Origin of the sequence: Acinetobacter gerneri DSM 14967 = CIP 107464 = MTCC 9824 (assembly GCF_000368565.1) — a bacterium.
Taxonomy (GTDB): Bacteria; Pseudomonadota; Gammaproteobacteria; order Pseudomonadales; family Moraxellaceae; genus Acinetobacter; species Acinetobacter gerneri.
Map to the genome: position 1 here is coordinate 235,816 of NZ_KB849543.1, position 15,636 is coordinate 251,451.

17 protein-coding genes are annotated in these 15,636 nt (G+C 38.0%); 11 read left to right on the forward strand and 6 right to left on the reverse strand.

Features of this window, described 5'->3' with window-relative positions; all coding sequences use genetic code 11:
- Nucleotides 1-65 precede the first annotated feature (65 nt).
- The 4 genes from lpdA (at nt 66) to F960_RS09520 (ending at nt 4,458) form a co-directional block, all read left to right on the forward strand.
- Nucleotides 66-1,502 (forward strand): dihydrolipoyl dehydrogenase, encoded by a 1,437-nt coding sequence (lpdA, locus tag F960_RS09505; protein ID WP_004863231.1) that lies wholly within the window; start codon nt 66-68, stop codon nt 1,500-1,502.
- A 174-nt stretch (nt 1,503-1,676) separates the two neighbouring features.
- Nucleotides 1,677-2,843 carry an ADP-forming succinate--CoA ligase subunit beta gene (gene sucC, locus F960_RS09510; RefSeq protein ID WP_004863233.1) on the forward strand — a complete coding sequence of 389 codons (1,167 nt, stop codon included), beginning with the start codon at nt 1,677-1,679 and terminating at the stop codon, nt 2,841-2,843.
- Nucleotides 2,844-2,855: 12 nt separating this feature from the next.
- Complete coding sequence (gene sucD, locus F960_RS09515) at nt 2,856-3,746, forward strand: succinate--CoA ligase subunit alpha (RefSeq protein ID WP_004863235.1); 891 nt, start codon at nt 2,856-2,858, stop codon at nt 3,744-3,746.
- A 106-nt stretch (nt 3,747-3,852) separates the two neighbouring features.
- Nucleotides 3,853-4,458, forward strand: coding sequence for a glutathione S-transferase family protein (locus F960_RS09520; protein ID WP_004863237.1), 606 nt, complete (start codon nt 3,853-3,855; stop codon nt 4,456-4,458).
- A gap of 72 nt (nt 4,459-4,530) precedes the next feature.
- Here F960_RS09520 and F960_RS09525 read toward each other — a convergent pair whose 3' ends face one another.
- Nucleotides 4,531-5,010, reverse strand: coding sequence for a copper resistance protein NlpE (locus F960_RS09525; protein ID WP_004863239.1), 480 nt, complete (start codon nt 5,008-5,010; stop codon nt 4,531-4,533).
- Between the two features lie 138 nt (nt 5,011-5,148).
- On the opposite strand from F960_RS09525, the gene F960_RS09530 reads away from it, so the two are divergent.
- The 3 genes from F960_RS09530 (at nt 5,149) to F960_RS09540 (ending at nt 7,345) form a co-directional block, all read left to right on the forward strand.
- Nucleotides 5,149-5,478 carry a hypothetical protein gene (locus F960_RS09530; protein WP_004863241.1) on the forward strand — a complete coding sequence of 110 codons (330 nt, stop codon included), beginning with the start codon at nt 5,149-5,151 and terminating at the stop codon, nt 5,476-5,478.
- A 186-nt stretch (nt 5,479-5,664) separates the two neighbouring features.
- Nucleotides 5,665-6,627 (forward strand): IS30 family transposase, encoded by a 963-nt coding sequence (locus tag F960_RS09535; RefSeq protein ID WP_004854881.1) that lies wholly within the window; start codon nt 5,665-5,667, stop codon nt 6,625-6,627.
- 133 nt (nt 6,628-6,760) lie between these two features.
- Complete coding sequence (locus F960_RS09540; protein WP_004863243.1) at nt 6,761-7,345, forward strand: 1-acyl-sn-glycerol-3-phosphate acyltransferase; 585 nt, start codon at nt 6,761-6,763, stop codon at nt 7,343-7,345.
- Nucleotides 7,346-7,444: 99 nt separating this feature from the next.
- On the opposite strand, the gene F960_RS09545 is transcribed toward F960_RS09540, so the two are convergent.
- Both F960_RS09545 and F960_RS09550 read right to left on the reverse strand, forming a co-directional pair.
- Complete coding sequence (locus F960_RS09545; protein WP_004863245.1) at nt 7,445-7,780, reverse strand: hypothetical protein; 336 nt, start codon at nt 7,778-7,780, stop codon at nt 7,445-7,447.
- A gap of 142 nt (nt 7,781-7,922) precedes the next feature.
- Nucleotides 7,923-8,684: a 3-oxoacyl-ACP reductase gene (locus F960_RS09550; protein ID WP_004863247.1), complete on the reverse strand. Its 762-nt coding sequence runs from the start codon at nt 8,682-8,684 to the stop codon at nt 7,923-7,925.
- Between the two features lie 161 nt (nt 8,685-8,845).
- Here F960_RS09550 and F960_RS09555 point away from each other — a divergent pair, with 161 nt between their 5' ends.
- On the forward strand, nt 8,846-9,289 hold the full coding sequence (locus tag F960_RS09555) for a hypothetical protein (protein ID WP_004863249.1): 444 nt from the start codon (nt 8,846-8,848) through the stop codon (nt 9,287-9,289).
- Between the two features lie 33 nt (nt 9,290-9,322).
- On the opposite strand, the gene F960_RS09560 is transcribed toward F960_RS09555, so the two are convergent.
- A complete protein-coding gene (locus F960_RS09560; protein WP_004863251.1) occupies nt 9,323-10,054 on the reverse strand; it encodes a sulfite exporter TauE/SafE family protein in 732 nt (243 codons plus the stop codon).
- A 304-nt stretch (nt 10,055-10,358) separates the two neighbouring features.
- Between F960_RS09560 and F960_RS09565 the strand changes: the two genes are divergently transcribed.
- The gene (locus F960_RS09565) at nt 10,359-10,583 is read left to right on the forward strand and encodes a hypothetical protein (protein WP_004863255.1); all 225 of its coding nucleotides are present in this window, start codon (nt 10,359-10,361) and stop codon (nt 10,581-10,583) included.
- 125 nt (nt 10,584-10,708) lie between these two features.
- Here F960_RS09565 and rsmD read toward each other — a convergent pair whose 3' ends face one another.
- Nucleotides 10,709-11,260 carry a 16S rRNA (guanine(966)-N(2))-methyltransferase RsmD gene (gene rsmD, locus F960_RS09570; protein ID WP_004863257.1) on the reverse strand — a complete coding sequence of 184 codons (552 nt, stop codon included), beginning with the start codon at nt 11,258-11,260 and terminating at the stop codon, nt 10,709-10,711.
- The gene (gene mrdA / locus F960_RS09575; RefSeq protein WP_004863259.1) at nt 11,260-13,293 is read right to left on the reverse strand and encodes a penicillin-binding protein 2; all 2,034 of its coding nucleotides are present in this window, start codon (nt 13,291-13,293) and stop codon (nt 11,260-11,262) included. The genes rsmD and mrdA overlap by 1 nt, the downstream gene beginning before the upstream one ends.
- A gap of 371 nt (nt 13,294-13,664) precedes the next feature.
- Here mrdA and F960_RS09580 point away from each other — a divergent pair, with 371 nt between their 5' ends.
- Both F960_RS09580 and F960_RS09585 read left to right on the forward strand, forming a co-directional pair.
- Complete coding sequence (locus F960_RS09580; protein ID WP_004863260.1) at nt 13,665-14,180, forward strand: hypothetical protein; 516 nt, start codon at nt 13,665-13,667, stop codon at nt 14,178-14,180.
- A 65-nt stretch (nt 14,181-14,245) separates the two neighbouring features.
- Entirely contained in the window at nt 14,246-15,562 is a 1,317-nt protein-coding gene (locus tag F960_RS09585) for a DUF445 domain-containing protein (RefSeq protein WP_004863262.1), read from the forward strand.
- Nucleotides 15,563-15,636: the final 74 nt, after the last annotated feature.

Sequence of the window (15,636 nt, forward strand, 5' to 3'; positions counted from 1 at the left end):
TAGACCATCAATAAGTAAAAATTCCAGAATAGGGCGATCCTCTATTCTGGATCATGGAGATAAAAATGTCTCAACAGTTTGATCTAGTTGTGATTGGCGGTGGACCAGGTGGTTATGAAGCAGCGATTCGTGCTGCACAACTTGGTTTTAAAGTTGCTTGTATTGAAAAACGTGTTCACAAAGGCAAACCATCTTTAGGCGGTACATGCTTAAACGTGGGTTGTATCCCTTCTAAAGCACTTCTTGATTCTTCACATCACTATGAAGATACACTTCATGGTTTAGATGTTCACGGTATATCAGTTGATAACGTTCAACTTGATCTTCAAAAGCTTCTTGCTCGTAAAGACAAAGTTGTAGACAACTTGACTGGCGGTGTTGCTCAGCTCCTTAAAGGAAATGGCATCGAGTGGTTACAAGGTACTGGTAAATTACTTGCTGGTAAAAAAGTTGAATTCACACCATTAGAAGGTGGTGATGTTCAAGTTTTAGAACCTAAATATGTAATCCTTGCATCTGGTTCAGTTCCTGTAAATATTCCTGTAGCTAAAGTAGACGAAGACCTTATCGTTGATTCTACTGGCGCACTTGAATTCCAAGAAGTTCCAAAACGTCTTGGCGTGATCGGTGCTGGTGTAATTGGTCTTGAACTTGGTTCAGTTTGGCGTCGTTTAGGCTCTGAAGTTGTTGTATTTGAAGCTTTAGATGCTTTCTTGCCAATGGCTGATAAAGGCTTGGCAAAAGAATATCAAAAAATCTTAACTAAACAAGGTTTAGATATTCGTATTGGTGCTAAAGTTTCTGGTACTGAAATCAACGGTCGTGAAGTGACTGTTCAATACAACCAAGCTGGCGAAGATAAAACTCAAGCATTCGATAAATTGATCGTTTGTGTAGGTCGTAAACCATATGCTGAAGGTTTATTGAGCGAAGATTCAGGCATTAAATTGACTGAACGTGGCTTTGTTGAAGTAAATGATCAATGCTTAACATCTATTGAAGGTGTTTATGCGATTGGTGACTTGGTACGCGGTCCAATGCTTGCACACAAAGCAATGGAAGAAGGCGTAATGGCAGTTGAACGTATCCACGGTCACGCTGCACAAGTTAACTACGACACAATCATTTCAGTGATTTATACACATCCTGAAGCTGCTTGGGTTGGTTTAACTGAAGAACAAGCAAAAGAAAAAGGCCATGAAGTTAAAACTGGTCAATTCCCATTTGCTGTAAATGGTCGTGCTTTAGCTGCAAACGAATCACAAGGTTTCGTTAAATTTGTTGCTGATGCAAAAACTGACCGTTTATTGGGTATGCATATCATTGGTCCAGGTGCTTCTGACATCGTTCACCAAGGTATGATTGCACTTGAATTTGTATCATCTGTTGAAGATCTTCAGTTGATGACTTTCGGTCACCCAACATATTCAGAAGTTGTACACGAAGCAGCACTTGCTGTTGACGGACGTGCAATTCATGCGATCCAACGCAAACGTAAATAAATATTAAAAAGAGCGGTTTAGGCCGCTCTTTTCACATAAAGATGGTTGTTTTTATTTGAATAATCATCTAAAAATAAAAGATAAAGATTTTAAAGAAATGCCAATACGTACAGTGATGGAAGTGTATTGATTGGCAGGTTATAACAACGCGACAAGTAGTAAAAAGGTAATTAAATGAATTTACACGAGTATCAAGCTAAAGCTTTGTTAAAAAAATATGGCATGCCGGTTCAAGAAGGCATCCTCATTCATACTCCTAAAGAAGCTTCAGCAGCATTCGATCAACTGGGCGGCAAATTTGCGGTAATGAAAGCCCAAGTACATGCAGGTGGTCGTGGTAAGGCTGGCGGCGTTAAAGTCGTAAAATCTAAAGATGAAGCTGTCGAATATGCCAAACAATTGTTAGGCACACGTCTCGTTACTTATCAAACAGATGCAAATGGTCAACCAGTAAATAGCATTTTGGTTTGTGAAGACGTATATCCTGTAGAGCGTGAGCTTTATTTGGGTGCGGTTGTAGACCGTTCAACACGCCGAGTAACTTTTATGGCATCAACTGAAGGTGGTGTCGAGATTGAAAAAGTTGCAGAAGAAACTCCAGAAAAAATATTTAAAGTAACTGTAGATCCATTGGTCGGTTTACAACCATTTGAAGCACGTGACGTGGCTTTCCAATTGGGCTTAAAAGATAAACAAATCAATCAATTTGTAAAAATCATGACAGGTGCTTATAAAGCATTTGTTGAAAATGATTTTGCTTTATTTGAAATTAATCCACTTTCAGTTCGTGAAAATGGTGAAATTTTATGTGTAGATGCCAAAGTAGGTATCGACTCAAATGCACTTTATCGTCAACCTGAAATTGCAGCAATGCGTGATAAATCTCAGGAAAATGAACGTGAATTAAAAGCTTCAGAATTCGATCTTAACTATGTTGCTTTAGAAGGTAACATTGGTTGTATGGTAAATGGTGCTGGTCTTGCAATGGCAACCATGGACATCATTAAACTTTATGGTGGTCAACCTGCAAACTTCCTTGACGTTGGTGGCGGTGCAACCAAAGAGCGTGTAATCGAAGCCTTTAAAATCATTTTGTCAGACCATTCTGTACAAGCAGTATTGATCAATATCTTTGGTGGTATTGTACGTTGTGACATGATTGCAGAAGCAATTATTGCGGCGGTTCAAGAAGTAAATGTTACTGTACCAGTTGTTGTTCGTTTAGAAGGGAACAATGCAGAACTTGGTGCAAAATTACTTGATGAATCTGGATTGAAATTGATTTCTGCAAACGGCCTTGCTGATGCTGCAGAAAAAGTTGTTGCTGCAGTAAAAGCGTAAGGAGTATCAATCATGAGCGTATTAGTAAATAAAGACACAAAAGTATTGGTACAAGGCTTTACAGGTAAAAATGGTACTTTCCATTCTGAGCAATCTATTGCTTATGGTACAAAAGTTGTTGGTGGTGTTACACCGGGTAAAGGTGGTACTTCACATTTAAACCTTCCTGTATTCAATACAATGCGTGAAGCAGTACAAGAGACAGGTGCTACCGCAACTTCTATTTATGTACCTGCACCTTATGTATTGGATTCGATTATTGAATCAATCGACTCTGGAATCGAACTGATCGTTGTGATCACCGAAGGTGTACCAACTTTAGATATGTTGAAAGCAAAACGTTACCTTGAAACTAATGGTAATGGTGCGCGTATCATCGGTCCAAACTGTCCGGGTATTATCACACCGGGTGAATGTAAAATCGGGATTATGCCAGGACATATCCATACACCGGGTAAAATCGGCGTGATTTCGCGTTCAGGTACTTTGACTTACGAAGCTGTTGCTCAAACAACGAAGCTTGGTTTAGGTCAATCTACATGTATCGGTATTGGTGGTGACCCGATTCCGGGTATGAACCAAATTGATTGCTTGAAACTTTTCCAAGAAGATCCACAAACTGAAGCAATCATTATGATTGGTGAAATCGGTGGTACAGCGGAAGAAGAAGCAGCAGAGTATATCCAATCAAATGTGACTAAACCTGTAGTTGGTTATATCGCGGGTGTTACAGCGCCTAAAGGTAAACGTATGGGTCACGCTGGTGCGATTATTTCTGGTGGTAAAGGTACTGCAGAAGAGAAATTTGCTGCCTTTGAAAAAGCGGGTATGGCATATACTCGTAGCCCAGCAGAGTTGGGTTCTACCATGCTTCAAGCATTGAAAGACAAAGGCTTAGCCTAAGCATTAAAAATAAAAGCCTCCTCGTGAGGCTTTTATTTTGGCAAAAATATTTAAATTTGATCGCGTCGATTGACGGTATTAAAAATAATTCATTTCTGAGAAAACTATGCCAGATGTAAATATCAAACTTTATTCAACTCACCTATCGGGTCATGGGCATCGTGTTGAATTATTGCTAAAAATGCTCGGCTTAGATTATCAATTTATCGATACACCAGCCAGTATTCGGCTTACAGATGCATTTTATCAATTAAATCCTATGCAACAAATTCCTGTACTTATTGATGATGATCTGGTTTTGACAGATAGTAATGCGATCTTGGTGTATCTTGCTAAAAAATATGCGCTGCAAAGTCATTGGTTGCCCGAAGATCCAATCGGTGCAGCACAAGTACAAAAATGGTTGTCGATTGCAGCAGGAGAAGTAAAATTTGGTGCAGCAGTCGCACGGGCGATTGTCTTGTTTAAACAAAAAAATGATTTAACTAATGCACAAAATATTGCGAAACGAGTTTTGCTATTGATGCAATCACATTTAGAACATCGCACATGGCTTGCAACTGATCAAGTGACGATAGCTGATCTTGCTTGTTATTCATATATTGCACGTGCACCAGAAGGTGGAATTTCACTTGATGAATTTCCAGCAGTCACTGCATGGTTAAATAGGGTAGAGGCTTTAGAGCATTTTCAAGCAATGCCAAGGGTTTAAAACTCAAAAATTATTGCATGATTCTATCCGATGTAAATAGATCAAGGTCAAAATATGACCTTGATCACGTGATTAATGCAATTCTTTAGTCAGTTTATAATCGAGACTGCTGTGAATTTTTTCACCAGTGTCTATGCTACGAGCTTCAACATAATTTTCACCAACAAAGAACTTTCTATTTTCAGCAGCTTTGTCTAGGACAATAATCGAAGGGTTAGCTTTATCAAAACTGAAAGTTCCCTTAACTTCAAATTTTTGACCACTACCTTTACCACCTTGGTATTCTTCTGTTAATTCATAAGTTTTATCTGCTTTGAGTTCTAATTCGGTTTGGATACCAGCGCAGTCCGCACAGGGTAATAAACCTTTATATTCACCTGCCCAATCTAAGCTGGTTTGAGCTGTATCAGCGGTTGCATGCTGCTCAGGAGCAACTGAAGCAGAAGCACTCGGTTTAACTGTTTGAACGTCATCAGAAGTATTATGTGTTGGTTTTGAACAAGCCATCAATAAAATAGAGAGGATGGAAACTGAAAATAAAGTCTTTTTCATCTTTTAACCTTTATAGAATCACGATAAGAACATCTAAAATATAAAGAATAAAAGCAAAAAAATATAATAGAAGTTGCTACATTTTGTGAACTTAAATTTATAGATTAAAATAACTTAAATTATATTTTGAGGAATATTATGAATCATCTCGCTCAGTATGTTGATGCAATTCAACAAATGTCTATAAAACAATCCTCAAAAATCATAAAAAGAGAGTCAAAACAGGTTGTAGAACAAGAGTCTGATACTGAGGTGCTGTTTTCTACAGAGCTTTATTATTTTGTGGATGGGGCTGTGATTGAAAAAAATATTGAGCAAGATCAAATCAATATACAAATAGAAGCTTGTCTTGAAAGTTGGATTCAATATAAAGTTATCCAACAACCCGATGCAGATAAAATTTCACCTTTAAAGATCGAGTTTAATTCACATTGTCGCGAAAGCCATTGGGTTAAGTATTTCAAATAATTTACAGTAAAATATAAAATAAATAGGATCTATATCATCAAATAAAATATTATTTTGAAGATTGAACTAAAATAATTAAGATCGCAGATTCAAATCCCAAGTGCAACACACTTGTAGTTAGTTGAAAAAGTTAGGTGTATTCATAGAATCATTAGACTTTTTCAACTCGCAATTGGAAAGCACACAATGAAGAAATACACCCAACTTTCTCAAGATGAAAGATACGAAATTTATGCTACTTTGAAAAGTAAAAGTTCAATCGCTAGCCTTGCTCGGGAGTTAGGGCGTTCACGATCAACCATCTACCGTGAGTTAAAAAGAAATACTGGGCAACGTGGATATAGAGCTCAACAGGCAGCGAAATTTGCAAGTCAAAGACGGTACCATCCTTCATCATCCATGACAGCATTTGCCTTCGCTTATATTGATTACTTAATTGGCTTAGACTGGTCACCAGAACAAATTTCAGGTGCTTTAACACAACGCGGTTGGCTGGATGTACCTTCACATGAGTGGATTTACCAGCACATTTATCAAGATAAATCACAAGGAGGTAACCTCCATCTACACTTAAGGCATCAGAAGAAATATCGAAAACGAGGTTACAAAAACACGGATCGTAGAGGGCAAATCATTGATAAAACAAGTATTCATTGCCGAGACCAGGTCATTGATCAGCGACAACGTTTAGGAGATTTCGAAGGTGATACGGTGATTGGTAAACATCATAAAGGAGCTTTATTAACCCTCGTTGATCGAAAGAGCCTGTACGTACATATTGTTCATTTAGGGTCAACGAGAGCATCCTCTAAAACGATTACTTGTGCATTAGATCGTTTACGAATGAGCCATGCTTATAGTGTAACATTTGATAATGGAAAGGAATTTGCCGAACACAAAAGAATTACTGATGTCGGCATAGATACTTATTTTGCTGATCCTTACAAGTCTATTCAGCGAGCTAGAAATGAAAATACGAATGGTTTAATCCGGCAATATCTGCCAAAATCATCATCGTTTGATGACGTGTCAAACGATGAAATAGAGCAGATAGAATTTTCACTCAACCATCGTCCTAGAAAAACACTAGGCTGGTATACGCCAAGTGAAGTTATGGCTGGTTTTTATACTGTTGCACTTGCTGCTTGAATCCGCCGATCATAAAAAGTCTTTCTTTAAGTTTTTATACAAATATATATTAACCGAATAAAAATTAATCGTTTTGATTTCTGCTTAGATCTAGTCCTTGCTAGAATCTGCTTTTTTTTGGGGGCGCTAAAACATGTTTGAAAAATTTGCTGAACTTTCTTTGTCTGCGATGGGTTGGGAAACAGATAATCAATGGCCTGAAGATTTGGATCAGTGTGTCATGATTGCTGCTCCGCATACCAGTAATTGGGATGCACTATATGCACGTCTTGCGCTTAAAGCCTTGGGTGTCAATGTTCGACTGACGATCAAAGACAGTTATATGAAATTGCCATTTGGACCATTTGTACGTGCAATGGGTGGAATAGGTATAGATCGACGTCCCAAAAAATCAGGAGAACCACGTCCGAGCATGGTCGATCTAATGACGGATCTATTTAAACAGCATAAAAAACTGGTCATGCTAGTGACTCCCGAAGGCACACGAGCAAAACAAGAAAAATGGAAAACGGGTTTTTATCATGTTGCGGTCAATGCGGGCGTACCGATTGCTTTGGCTTATATGGATTATTCACATAAAAAAGCGGGTATAGGCAAGATCGTCTATCCATCAGGTGACTATGAAAAAGATATGCATGAAATCATGTCTTTTTATGAGAAAATTAATCCAAAATTTCCAAAATTATTTAGTGTTGATACGCGTTATATCAGCGGTTAATCCATAAAAAAGACAAGGTTTTGACCTTGTCTTTTTTTTATTATTTTAAAATATCTTTATGGATACGATAAAATCAAAACCAAAGGATAAAATAAAATACTATTGAGTAGATTGTTTTTGTGAGCCAACCCCACCTAGAGACTCACAAGATGCTTTATAAATGGTGTATTGCTGTTCAACAATTTGATCCAATGGAATTTTAAACAATACATCACCAGCTTTATAGCTTTCGATATACGATTGAGCCTTTTCACGACTAACAACTAAAGTACGCTCATGGTATGAGGTAATTGAAGTATGTGGCATTTCAGAAGTTTCAATATTATTACATTCAAAATTAGTGAGCATTTTTTCTGCTCTTTTTACTTCACTAGATGTACCAAAGGCACAACCTGTTAAGACCAAAAAAAGGCTTAACAAAATTGAGATTTTCATCACATTAATTTTTTAAAAGGATACTTAATATATTGTAGCTTTTTTTTAATACTAAAGTATATGTGCAATATGATGAGCGTTTACTTTTTTAGCGGAAAAGTGCTTAATTTATAATCAGTAGAAAAACGCTCATCGTAAATGATTAACCTTTGACTAAACCACCATCCACGATTAAATTTTGCCCTGTGACTGCACGTGAATAAGGCGATAAAAACATAAGAATTGCATCAGCAAATTCTTGTGGTGTAATCACACGTTTTAATGGTGTAGAAGCAGCGATTAGGTCGAATACAGCATCTGGAGTGGCTTTGCTGGCATCTGTAGTTTGTAGCAATCCACCTGACAGCATATTGATATTTATCCCATATTGTCCTAGATCATGAGAAGCTGTACGAGTAAAAGCTAACAGCGCCGCTTTTGCAGTCGTATAGTCATGGTAGGGGACGACAGGGTTTTGCACGAGATTGGTTCCGATATTGACGATACGTCCAAATCCAGCTTGTTTCATGTCTGCCAAAGCTGCTTGAGTGGTATTGATACAGGCTTTTACTGCACCTTCAAATTGAGCGCTCATCGTATCCCAAGTTAGTTCTTCAAGTTTGGGACGGGCATCGCCATTGAAAGAAAAATGAATGAGCGCATTATTAATGACTGCATGGATAGGTTCAGCAAAATGTTGTTTAGCTGCCAAAAAAAGTTGCTGAACTTGTAAAGCATCTGTGACATCTGCTTGATAGATAAAGATCTGTTGAGGATATTTTTGTTTTAATTCTTCTGCTTGTGCTTGGCTATTTAGATAGTTCACTACAACTCGCGCACCTTCACGGATGAGGGCATGGGTGATCGCTAAGCCTAGACCTCTAGCACCACCAGTCACAAGGACAATTTGTTCATTGATTTGCATGATAAAACTCTAAAAATAAATGCAGAATAGGCATATATTAAGTCAAAATTTATAATAAATGTGTTTTAAAAATGCCAGTAAATATTTTAATTTCAGATACCTATAATTTGAATATTCAATTAAAATACAGTCATTAATTTTTAACTTTAGAATATGCTGAAATGTCAGTAAAAGTCTTTCTATGCTTTATTTTATTTTTATTAATTCAACCTGCCTATGCGAAACCACAAATCTTTGATTTTTTCAAACAACCAGAAGTTATTGCTGAACCTGAACATATAGATTTAGGATTAAACGAAGAGCAAAAAATAAAAGCTGAACAGTTTGAACAAGAGCAACAAGATTACTCGATTTTAAGAAATAAATTTTATGAAAATGACAGAATTAAGATAGAAAACTTTAGTGCCTATCAAATGGATCATGTTCAAGAAAAATACGCTTCGGGTTTAATCAATCAAACCAATTTAAATGATTTAACTCTATCTTTGGGTTATGCCATCATCTTTAAAATCAATGCGAAGCATCGCATTGGTTATGAATATATTTCAACTTTCCCTTACGATCGTGGACAAATTGTACGTATTTTTTGGGCGAGTTCATTTTGATTGGATTTAGAAAAATCCAGTATTTTTACCGCATTAAATCATCACAGTACCAATGAGAAAAACGCCTGAAGCGAACAATAATCCGAGGACTGTATGCTTAAATTGTTTTTCTGAAATTTTATAAAAATATTGTGCACCAAGCAGCGCAGGTATACTGACAGCAAAAATAATCGCAATCAGATAAGGGATATGCAATTTGCTAATCGTACCCTGAAAGAGATAGAAAATGAGTGTAAATAGCTGAATTGCAAAATTAAAATGCCTTAAAATATAGCGCTGTTGTGCCTTTGGTAAGTTTTTTAACATCACCCAAGCTGAGGGTGCTGCACCACAAAATCCTCCTAGTCCTCCTAAAATACCGCCCAAAAAACCGATACAGGCATCGGCTGTTTTGCCCATTTTTTTAAAGTAGCTAAATTCAGGAGCAAAAAACATCATTGGGCACCAGAGAACTAGAAATGTCCCCAATACGATTTTAAAACTTTGTGCATCTATGACGTGTAAAAGATAGGTTCCAAGGGGCACACCGATCAGTCCTGCACAAAGATAAGGAAGAACTAAGGAAAATGGCATTTCATGTTTTTGTTCACGTGATAATGCAATGATATGACACCACAGTGAGGCAAAGACAACTAAAGGAGCGGCAAGCTGTGGAGAGAGTACCCAAATCCAAAATGACATAGCAATTAAAGCAAATGCGAAGCCTGTTAATCCTTGTACAAATCCTGCAATTACTGCACCAAATATAAATAAAAACCAAGTCATTGAAATGAGTTATTTGAGATAATATTGTTTATTATCCAATACTTAATTGATTTTTTAAAGTGCAATATAGCTGTATTTTTGTAATATATTTAATAACATTTCTGATCTCATACTGCGAATAGACATACGTTAATAGAAGTACGAAGAGAATGTATTTCTCTAAAAATTTTGTTGGTAAACTAGGAACAAATAAGTAGACATTCTTAAGAATAAATAATAAAAGTTCATTAAACTTATACATTAGCTTCCAAAGCTGTTCATGAGTATTTGTCACAATATTTTAAACAAAGAAAGGATATATAAGATGAAACAGCTAATTTTGTTATCACTGATCGGTATTTCGCTAACAGGATGTATCGTCGCGCCGTATGATGATGGTAATCATCGTCATCACCATGATCGTAGTGATTCGGATAGACGTTATTCTGATCGTAATGACTCAGACAGACGCTATTCGGATCGTAACCGTTATCAACGAACTACAATTATTGAACAACCTGGTTATAGTCAACCTCGACGTCCTTGGTAAATCTTGGAGCTTATTTATTGTGTTGAATTTTTTGACATTAAATAGCTGCATTACAAATTCAATTTTATTGTCGCTTAATATAAAAAAGGTTCATAGTGAACCTTTTTTATTTTCAATTTAACTTTTTAATTTTGCTTTTTATATAAGCCTGCTCGTACCGTACCTGCTTTAGTTTCTTTGATGAGTGCCCATGATTCAGGAAGATCAAGTTGATTGAGTGCGCGATCTGCTTCAACATAAATCAGGGCTTCAGGAAGTAGTAATGGGTCAATCAGTGAAGCCAACTCATTCCAAAGCTCTAGGCTATAGGGTGGGTCTAAAAATACCAGATCAAATTGTGTATTAAGCTTAGCAAGCACCGATTGGGCTGTGGCGACTTTTAACTGACAATTTTTAGCATTTAATAATTGAATATTTTCTTTCAAAAATTTGGCTTGTTCAGTATTGGGTTCGATCATCAAAACACTTTCAGCGCCGCGTGATAAGGCTTCAAAAGCCAATGCGCCTGAGCCAGTACAAACATCCAATACTTTTGCATTTTGGACATCCCACATCAGCCAGTTAAATAAGGTTTCTCTAACACGGTCAGGTGTTGGACGTAAACCTTCAATACTGGCAAATCCGAGTTGTCGGCGTTTCCATTCCCCACCAATAATTCGTAGTTGATTACTTTTCATTACTCAGTGACATCCGCATTATTGCTAGGGGGAGCTGCAGCAGCTCGATTGGTGGCTGTTGGTTTTTGTTGAGCATTCGGTTTGTTTGGCATTGCGTTTGGATCAGCTGCCAAATGTGTCTCTCCGCTTGGTAATTCACCCGGTTTAATCCCTGCAGTCATTAAGCCACCACTAACCTGATGATTGGTAGGAATGATTGGATTTTTCTTACGTTTCAATAACCAATAGTCAAATACTGGTTTTGCCAACTGAGCAGCACTGCCACCATGTCGACCATTTTCCCAAACGACTGCAATTGCAATTTCTGGATTTTCAGCAGGAGCAAAACCGACAAATAAACCATGATCCAGTTGGCGGGCATTTAGTGCCGCTTCATTATAGCGTTTACCTTGAGCGATACTTTTAACCTGCGCTGTACCTGTTTTACCCGCGATGGTATACATCGGAGTGCGAATACCTCGACCTGTACCATTTTGTACAACATCGACCATTGCATCACGCATTTTTATCCAGTCATCTTCAGTACCGCTAAAGTTGATTTTTCCATCTGGGGCATTATGTACAGTATGTGCTTTTGCACCTTTTGAGGCACGAAGTACATGAGGGGTAATGTGTGCGCCATGATTTGATAAAATCGCAGTTGCCATTGCCAATTGTAATGGGGTTGCTGTAAATGCACCTTGCCCGATACTGACAGAAATGGTTTCACCTTTGAGCCATTTACTTTTACGGGTACGCATTTTCCATTCTGGGCTAGGGTATAAACCTTCACTCTCACTCGGTAAATCAACACCTGTTTTTTCACCAAAGCCAAATTGACGCATCCACTCATTCATCCGATCAATACCCATTTGATAGGACAAAATATAAAAATAAGTATCGCAGGACACCATGATGGCTTTATGCAAGTTGACTACACCATGCCCCGTTTTTTTCCAGTCACGGAATTTGTGTGAATCACCCGGTAAATGGAAGTAGCCTGGATCTGAAATCGCAGTACCCCAGTCGACTGTTTTAAAATGAATACCGCCTAAACCTTCCATTGGTTTGATGGTCGAGCCCGGAGGATAAACCCCTTGAACAGCACGGTTATATAAAGGTTGATCTAAGTTATCACGTAAACTACTGTAGTCGTTATGATTGATCCCCGTTACAAACAAGTTTGGATTGAAACTTGGACTAGAGACTAAGGCTAAAATCTCACCAGTTCGAGGGTCGATGGCAACAATAGCACCGCGTCGTCCTGCTAGCTGTTCAGCCGCAACACTTTGCAGCCCATAATCCAGTGATAAATACATATCATTACCACGGATAGGATCTTTACGACCTAAGTGGCGTAATACATTACCATGTGCATCAGCTTCGATAGACTCATAGCCGGGTGTCCCGTGCAATAAATCTTCATAGGACTTCTCAACCCCGATTTTCCCGATCAGGTTGGTTCCAGCATACAAATCTTTATTGATGGACTTGAGTTCTTTATCGTTAATTCGACCAACATAACCGATCACATGTGCAAATAGATCGCCATGTGGATAATATCGGGTCATTTGGGTTTCGATATCTACGCCCGGAAACAGATATTTCACTTCACTAAATTTAGCAATATCGGTTTCGGTGAGGTTAAGTTTGAGTGTGACACGCTCAGTTTTTTTAGAGGTTTTAATACGGCTATCAAAACGATCAATATCTTCTTGAGTCAAACCTAAAATCGGGGTTAAACGTTTAACAGTATCATCAATGTCTTCAACATCAGCTTTACTGAGTGTAGCCGTAAAAACGGGATAGTTGTCTGCGAGTAAAATACCATTCCGATCATAAATATAACCACGAGCAGGAGCGATAGGCTGTAAACGAATACGGTTATTATCGGCTGCTGTTTTAAACTCATCGTAGTGAAAAATTTGCAAATAGGTATAACGTGCAACCAAGGTGAGCAAGGCAAGCACGACGATTGCGATGGCAAAATAGACTCGTCCTCGGTAGATGCGCTTTTCTTGTTGGACGTTTTTTAAAGGAAAATGCTGCTTCATACCGAAATGACTACACCAAGCTAAATGGGGGAAAATAGGGGTGGACTATTTTAACCTAATAATCCAAGGAATATGGGAATATTTTTCTATAACTTCGTTATCGAAAGCATGCAGAATAGCAAAAAAAGACAGCGATTATCTTATTAGCAAAATTATGTCATAAATTAAAACTAGAAATTGTTTTACTGATCGTTCAATCTCAAGCGTGCTTGTTTATAAAACAAAATGCTTTGTCAAAATAATTCACTTTTTTGACTTTGCAGACAGTAAAATTGTGCGCTGTTGTATATAAGAAGCAATATAAATCTGTTAAAGTCACAAAATCGTCCAACGGATTGTAATTATTTAAAATAGGGACAATGGAGAAAATAATGAGAAAAATTTTTCCCTTCATCTTACTCGGTATGAGCAGTAGTTTTGTTCATGCAGATTTAGCATCTTACTTACCCGAAGCAAAACTAAAAAATGCCAATGTGTCGACATTAAATGCAGGTGCAGGTATCACCCAGCAAATGGCACACCTTCAGGGTGAATGGGTCAATCCATATGGTATAGCTTATGCAAAAGCAGGTTTTTTTATCAATGGTGACAATGAGCCAGCAGGTCAGGTTGGTTTTCGATACCCAGTCATATTATCGGGTACAGAAAAAAATGGTTATTACCTAGGCGTATATGGCGGTTCATTGAGAAGTAAAGCGACTCGCAATGATGATAAAGTCGCTTATGGTGGCGGTGTTGACCTTTCCTATGTTTGGTTAAATAAAGAGCGTATTAGTACACTCAGCGTCGGTTTAGGTGTCGGTAGCGAACTACATGATGGCAATGCAACGATTCTGGAAAGAAAACCATTGCTACAAATTGCTTACACCTTAAGCGTAGGTTTATAGTTTTTTTCATGATTATATTGATGACCATTTACGACCGCAAATAGAAATAAATACGAGAGTCATGCATGTTTGGATACATCAGCGATTTGTGGCAAGCCTTTTTAGCCCGACCCGATCATTTAGCCGTTATGAGTATTATACCCGTAACTGCTTTTGTGACTTGGGCGCACGTTTGGATGGCACTGAAAATGGTGTTCTATCCAATTAACTTCTGGGGCTTCCATTTGGGACCTTTGCCAGTGGGTTGGCAGGGTATTGTTCCACGTAAAGCAGGACGTATTTCAGGAATTATCACGGATAATACCTTGTCTAAACTCGGTTCATTACGCGAATTTTTAGAAGCGATGGACCCAGAAGATATGGCGCGAATCATCGGTGAGCAAGTTGGTTTTGAACTTGAACATTTGATTGATGAAGTGATGATTGATCGAAATGCAGTGCTTTGGGAAAATTTACCTTATTCGATCAAACGTCGTATTTATGCACAAGCGCATAAACAGTTACCTGCCATATTAAAAGAATTGGTGACGGAGCTGACCATGAACGTCGAGTCACTGGTCAATATGCGTGATATGGTGGTTTCGCAAATGGAAGGCGACCGCCGTTTGATGGTACGAATGTTCCTTAAAGTGGGACAAAAAGAAATCAACTTTATTTGGCATATTAGTGCATTGATTGGAATGTTCTTTGGAGTATTCCAAATGTTGGTTTGGTTCTTTGTGCCATGGCATTGGACTGTACCATTTTGGGCTGCTGTTTGGGGATTCTTAACCAATTGGATCGCAATCTGGATGGTCTTCAATCCTGTTGAACCACATTATGTACGTTATCCACAATTCTTTGAATTGACTAAAAATCGTAAATTCCCTTGGATTAAACCTGTCATTCCACGCATTGGGACTTATAATGTGCAAGGCGCATTTATGAAGCGCCAAGAAGAAGTTTCTGATGTGTTTGCAAGTGTAGTCACAGAGGACCTAATTACGTTAAAATCAATCATGACAGAAATGATGTATGGTCCGAAAAAAGATAAAACACGCCGTATTATCAAACGTCATGTGAATCAGATTTTAGAAACACCTTTGGTTCGGACCTCTTTACAGTTGTCTTTAGGACCAAAAGAATACGCAAAATTGAAGACAGACTTGATTGATCGTTCAATTGAAATTACGATGGTACCTGTATGCGACCCAGCCTTTAATGCGAGCCGTGCACAGAAAATCTTTCAAATGTTTAAAGAGCGTATTCGCGAATTGACGCCGACCGAGTTTCAAAATTTGTTACGTCCCGCATTTAGGGAAGACGAATGGATTTTGATTTTACTTGGGGGCGTGACAGGTTTTATTGCGGGCACAATACATTTGTTTGTGGCTTTCTTATAATTAGATGCCTAGACGATGCCGATTTTTTATCGACGTGCAAGGTATCATATACATTGTTTTAAATGAGGATGTTT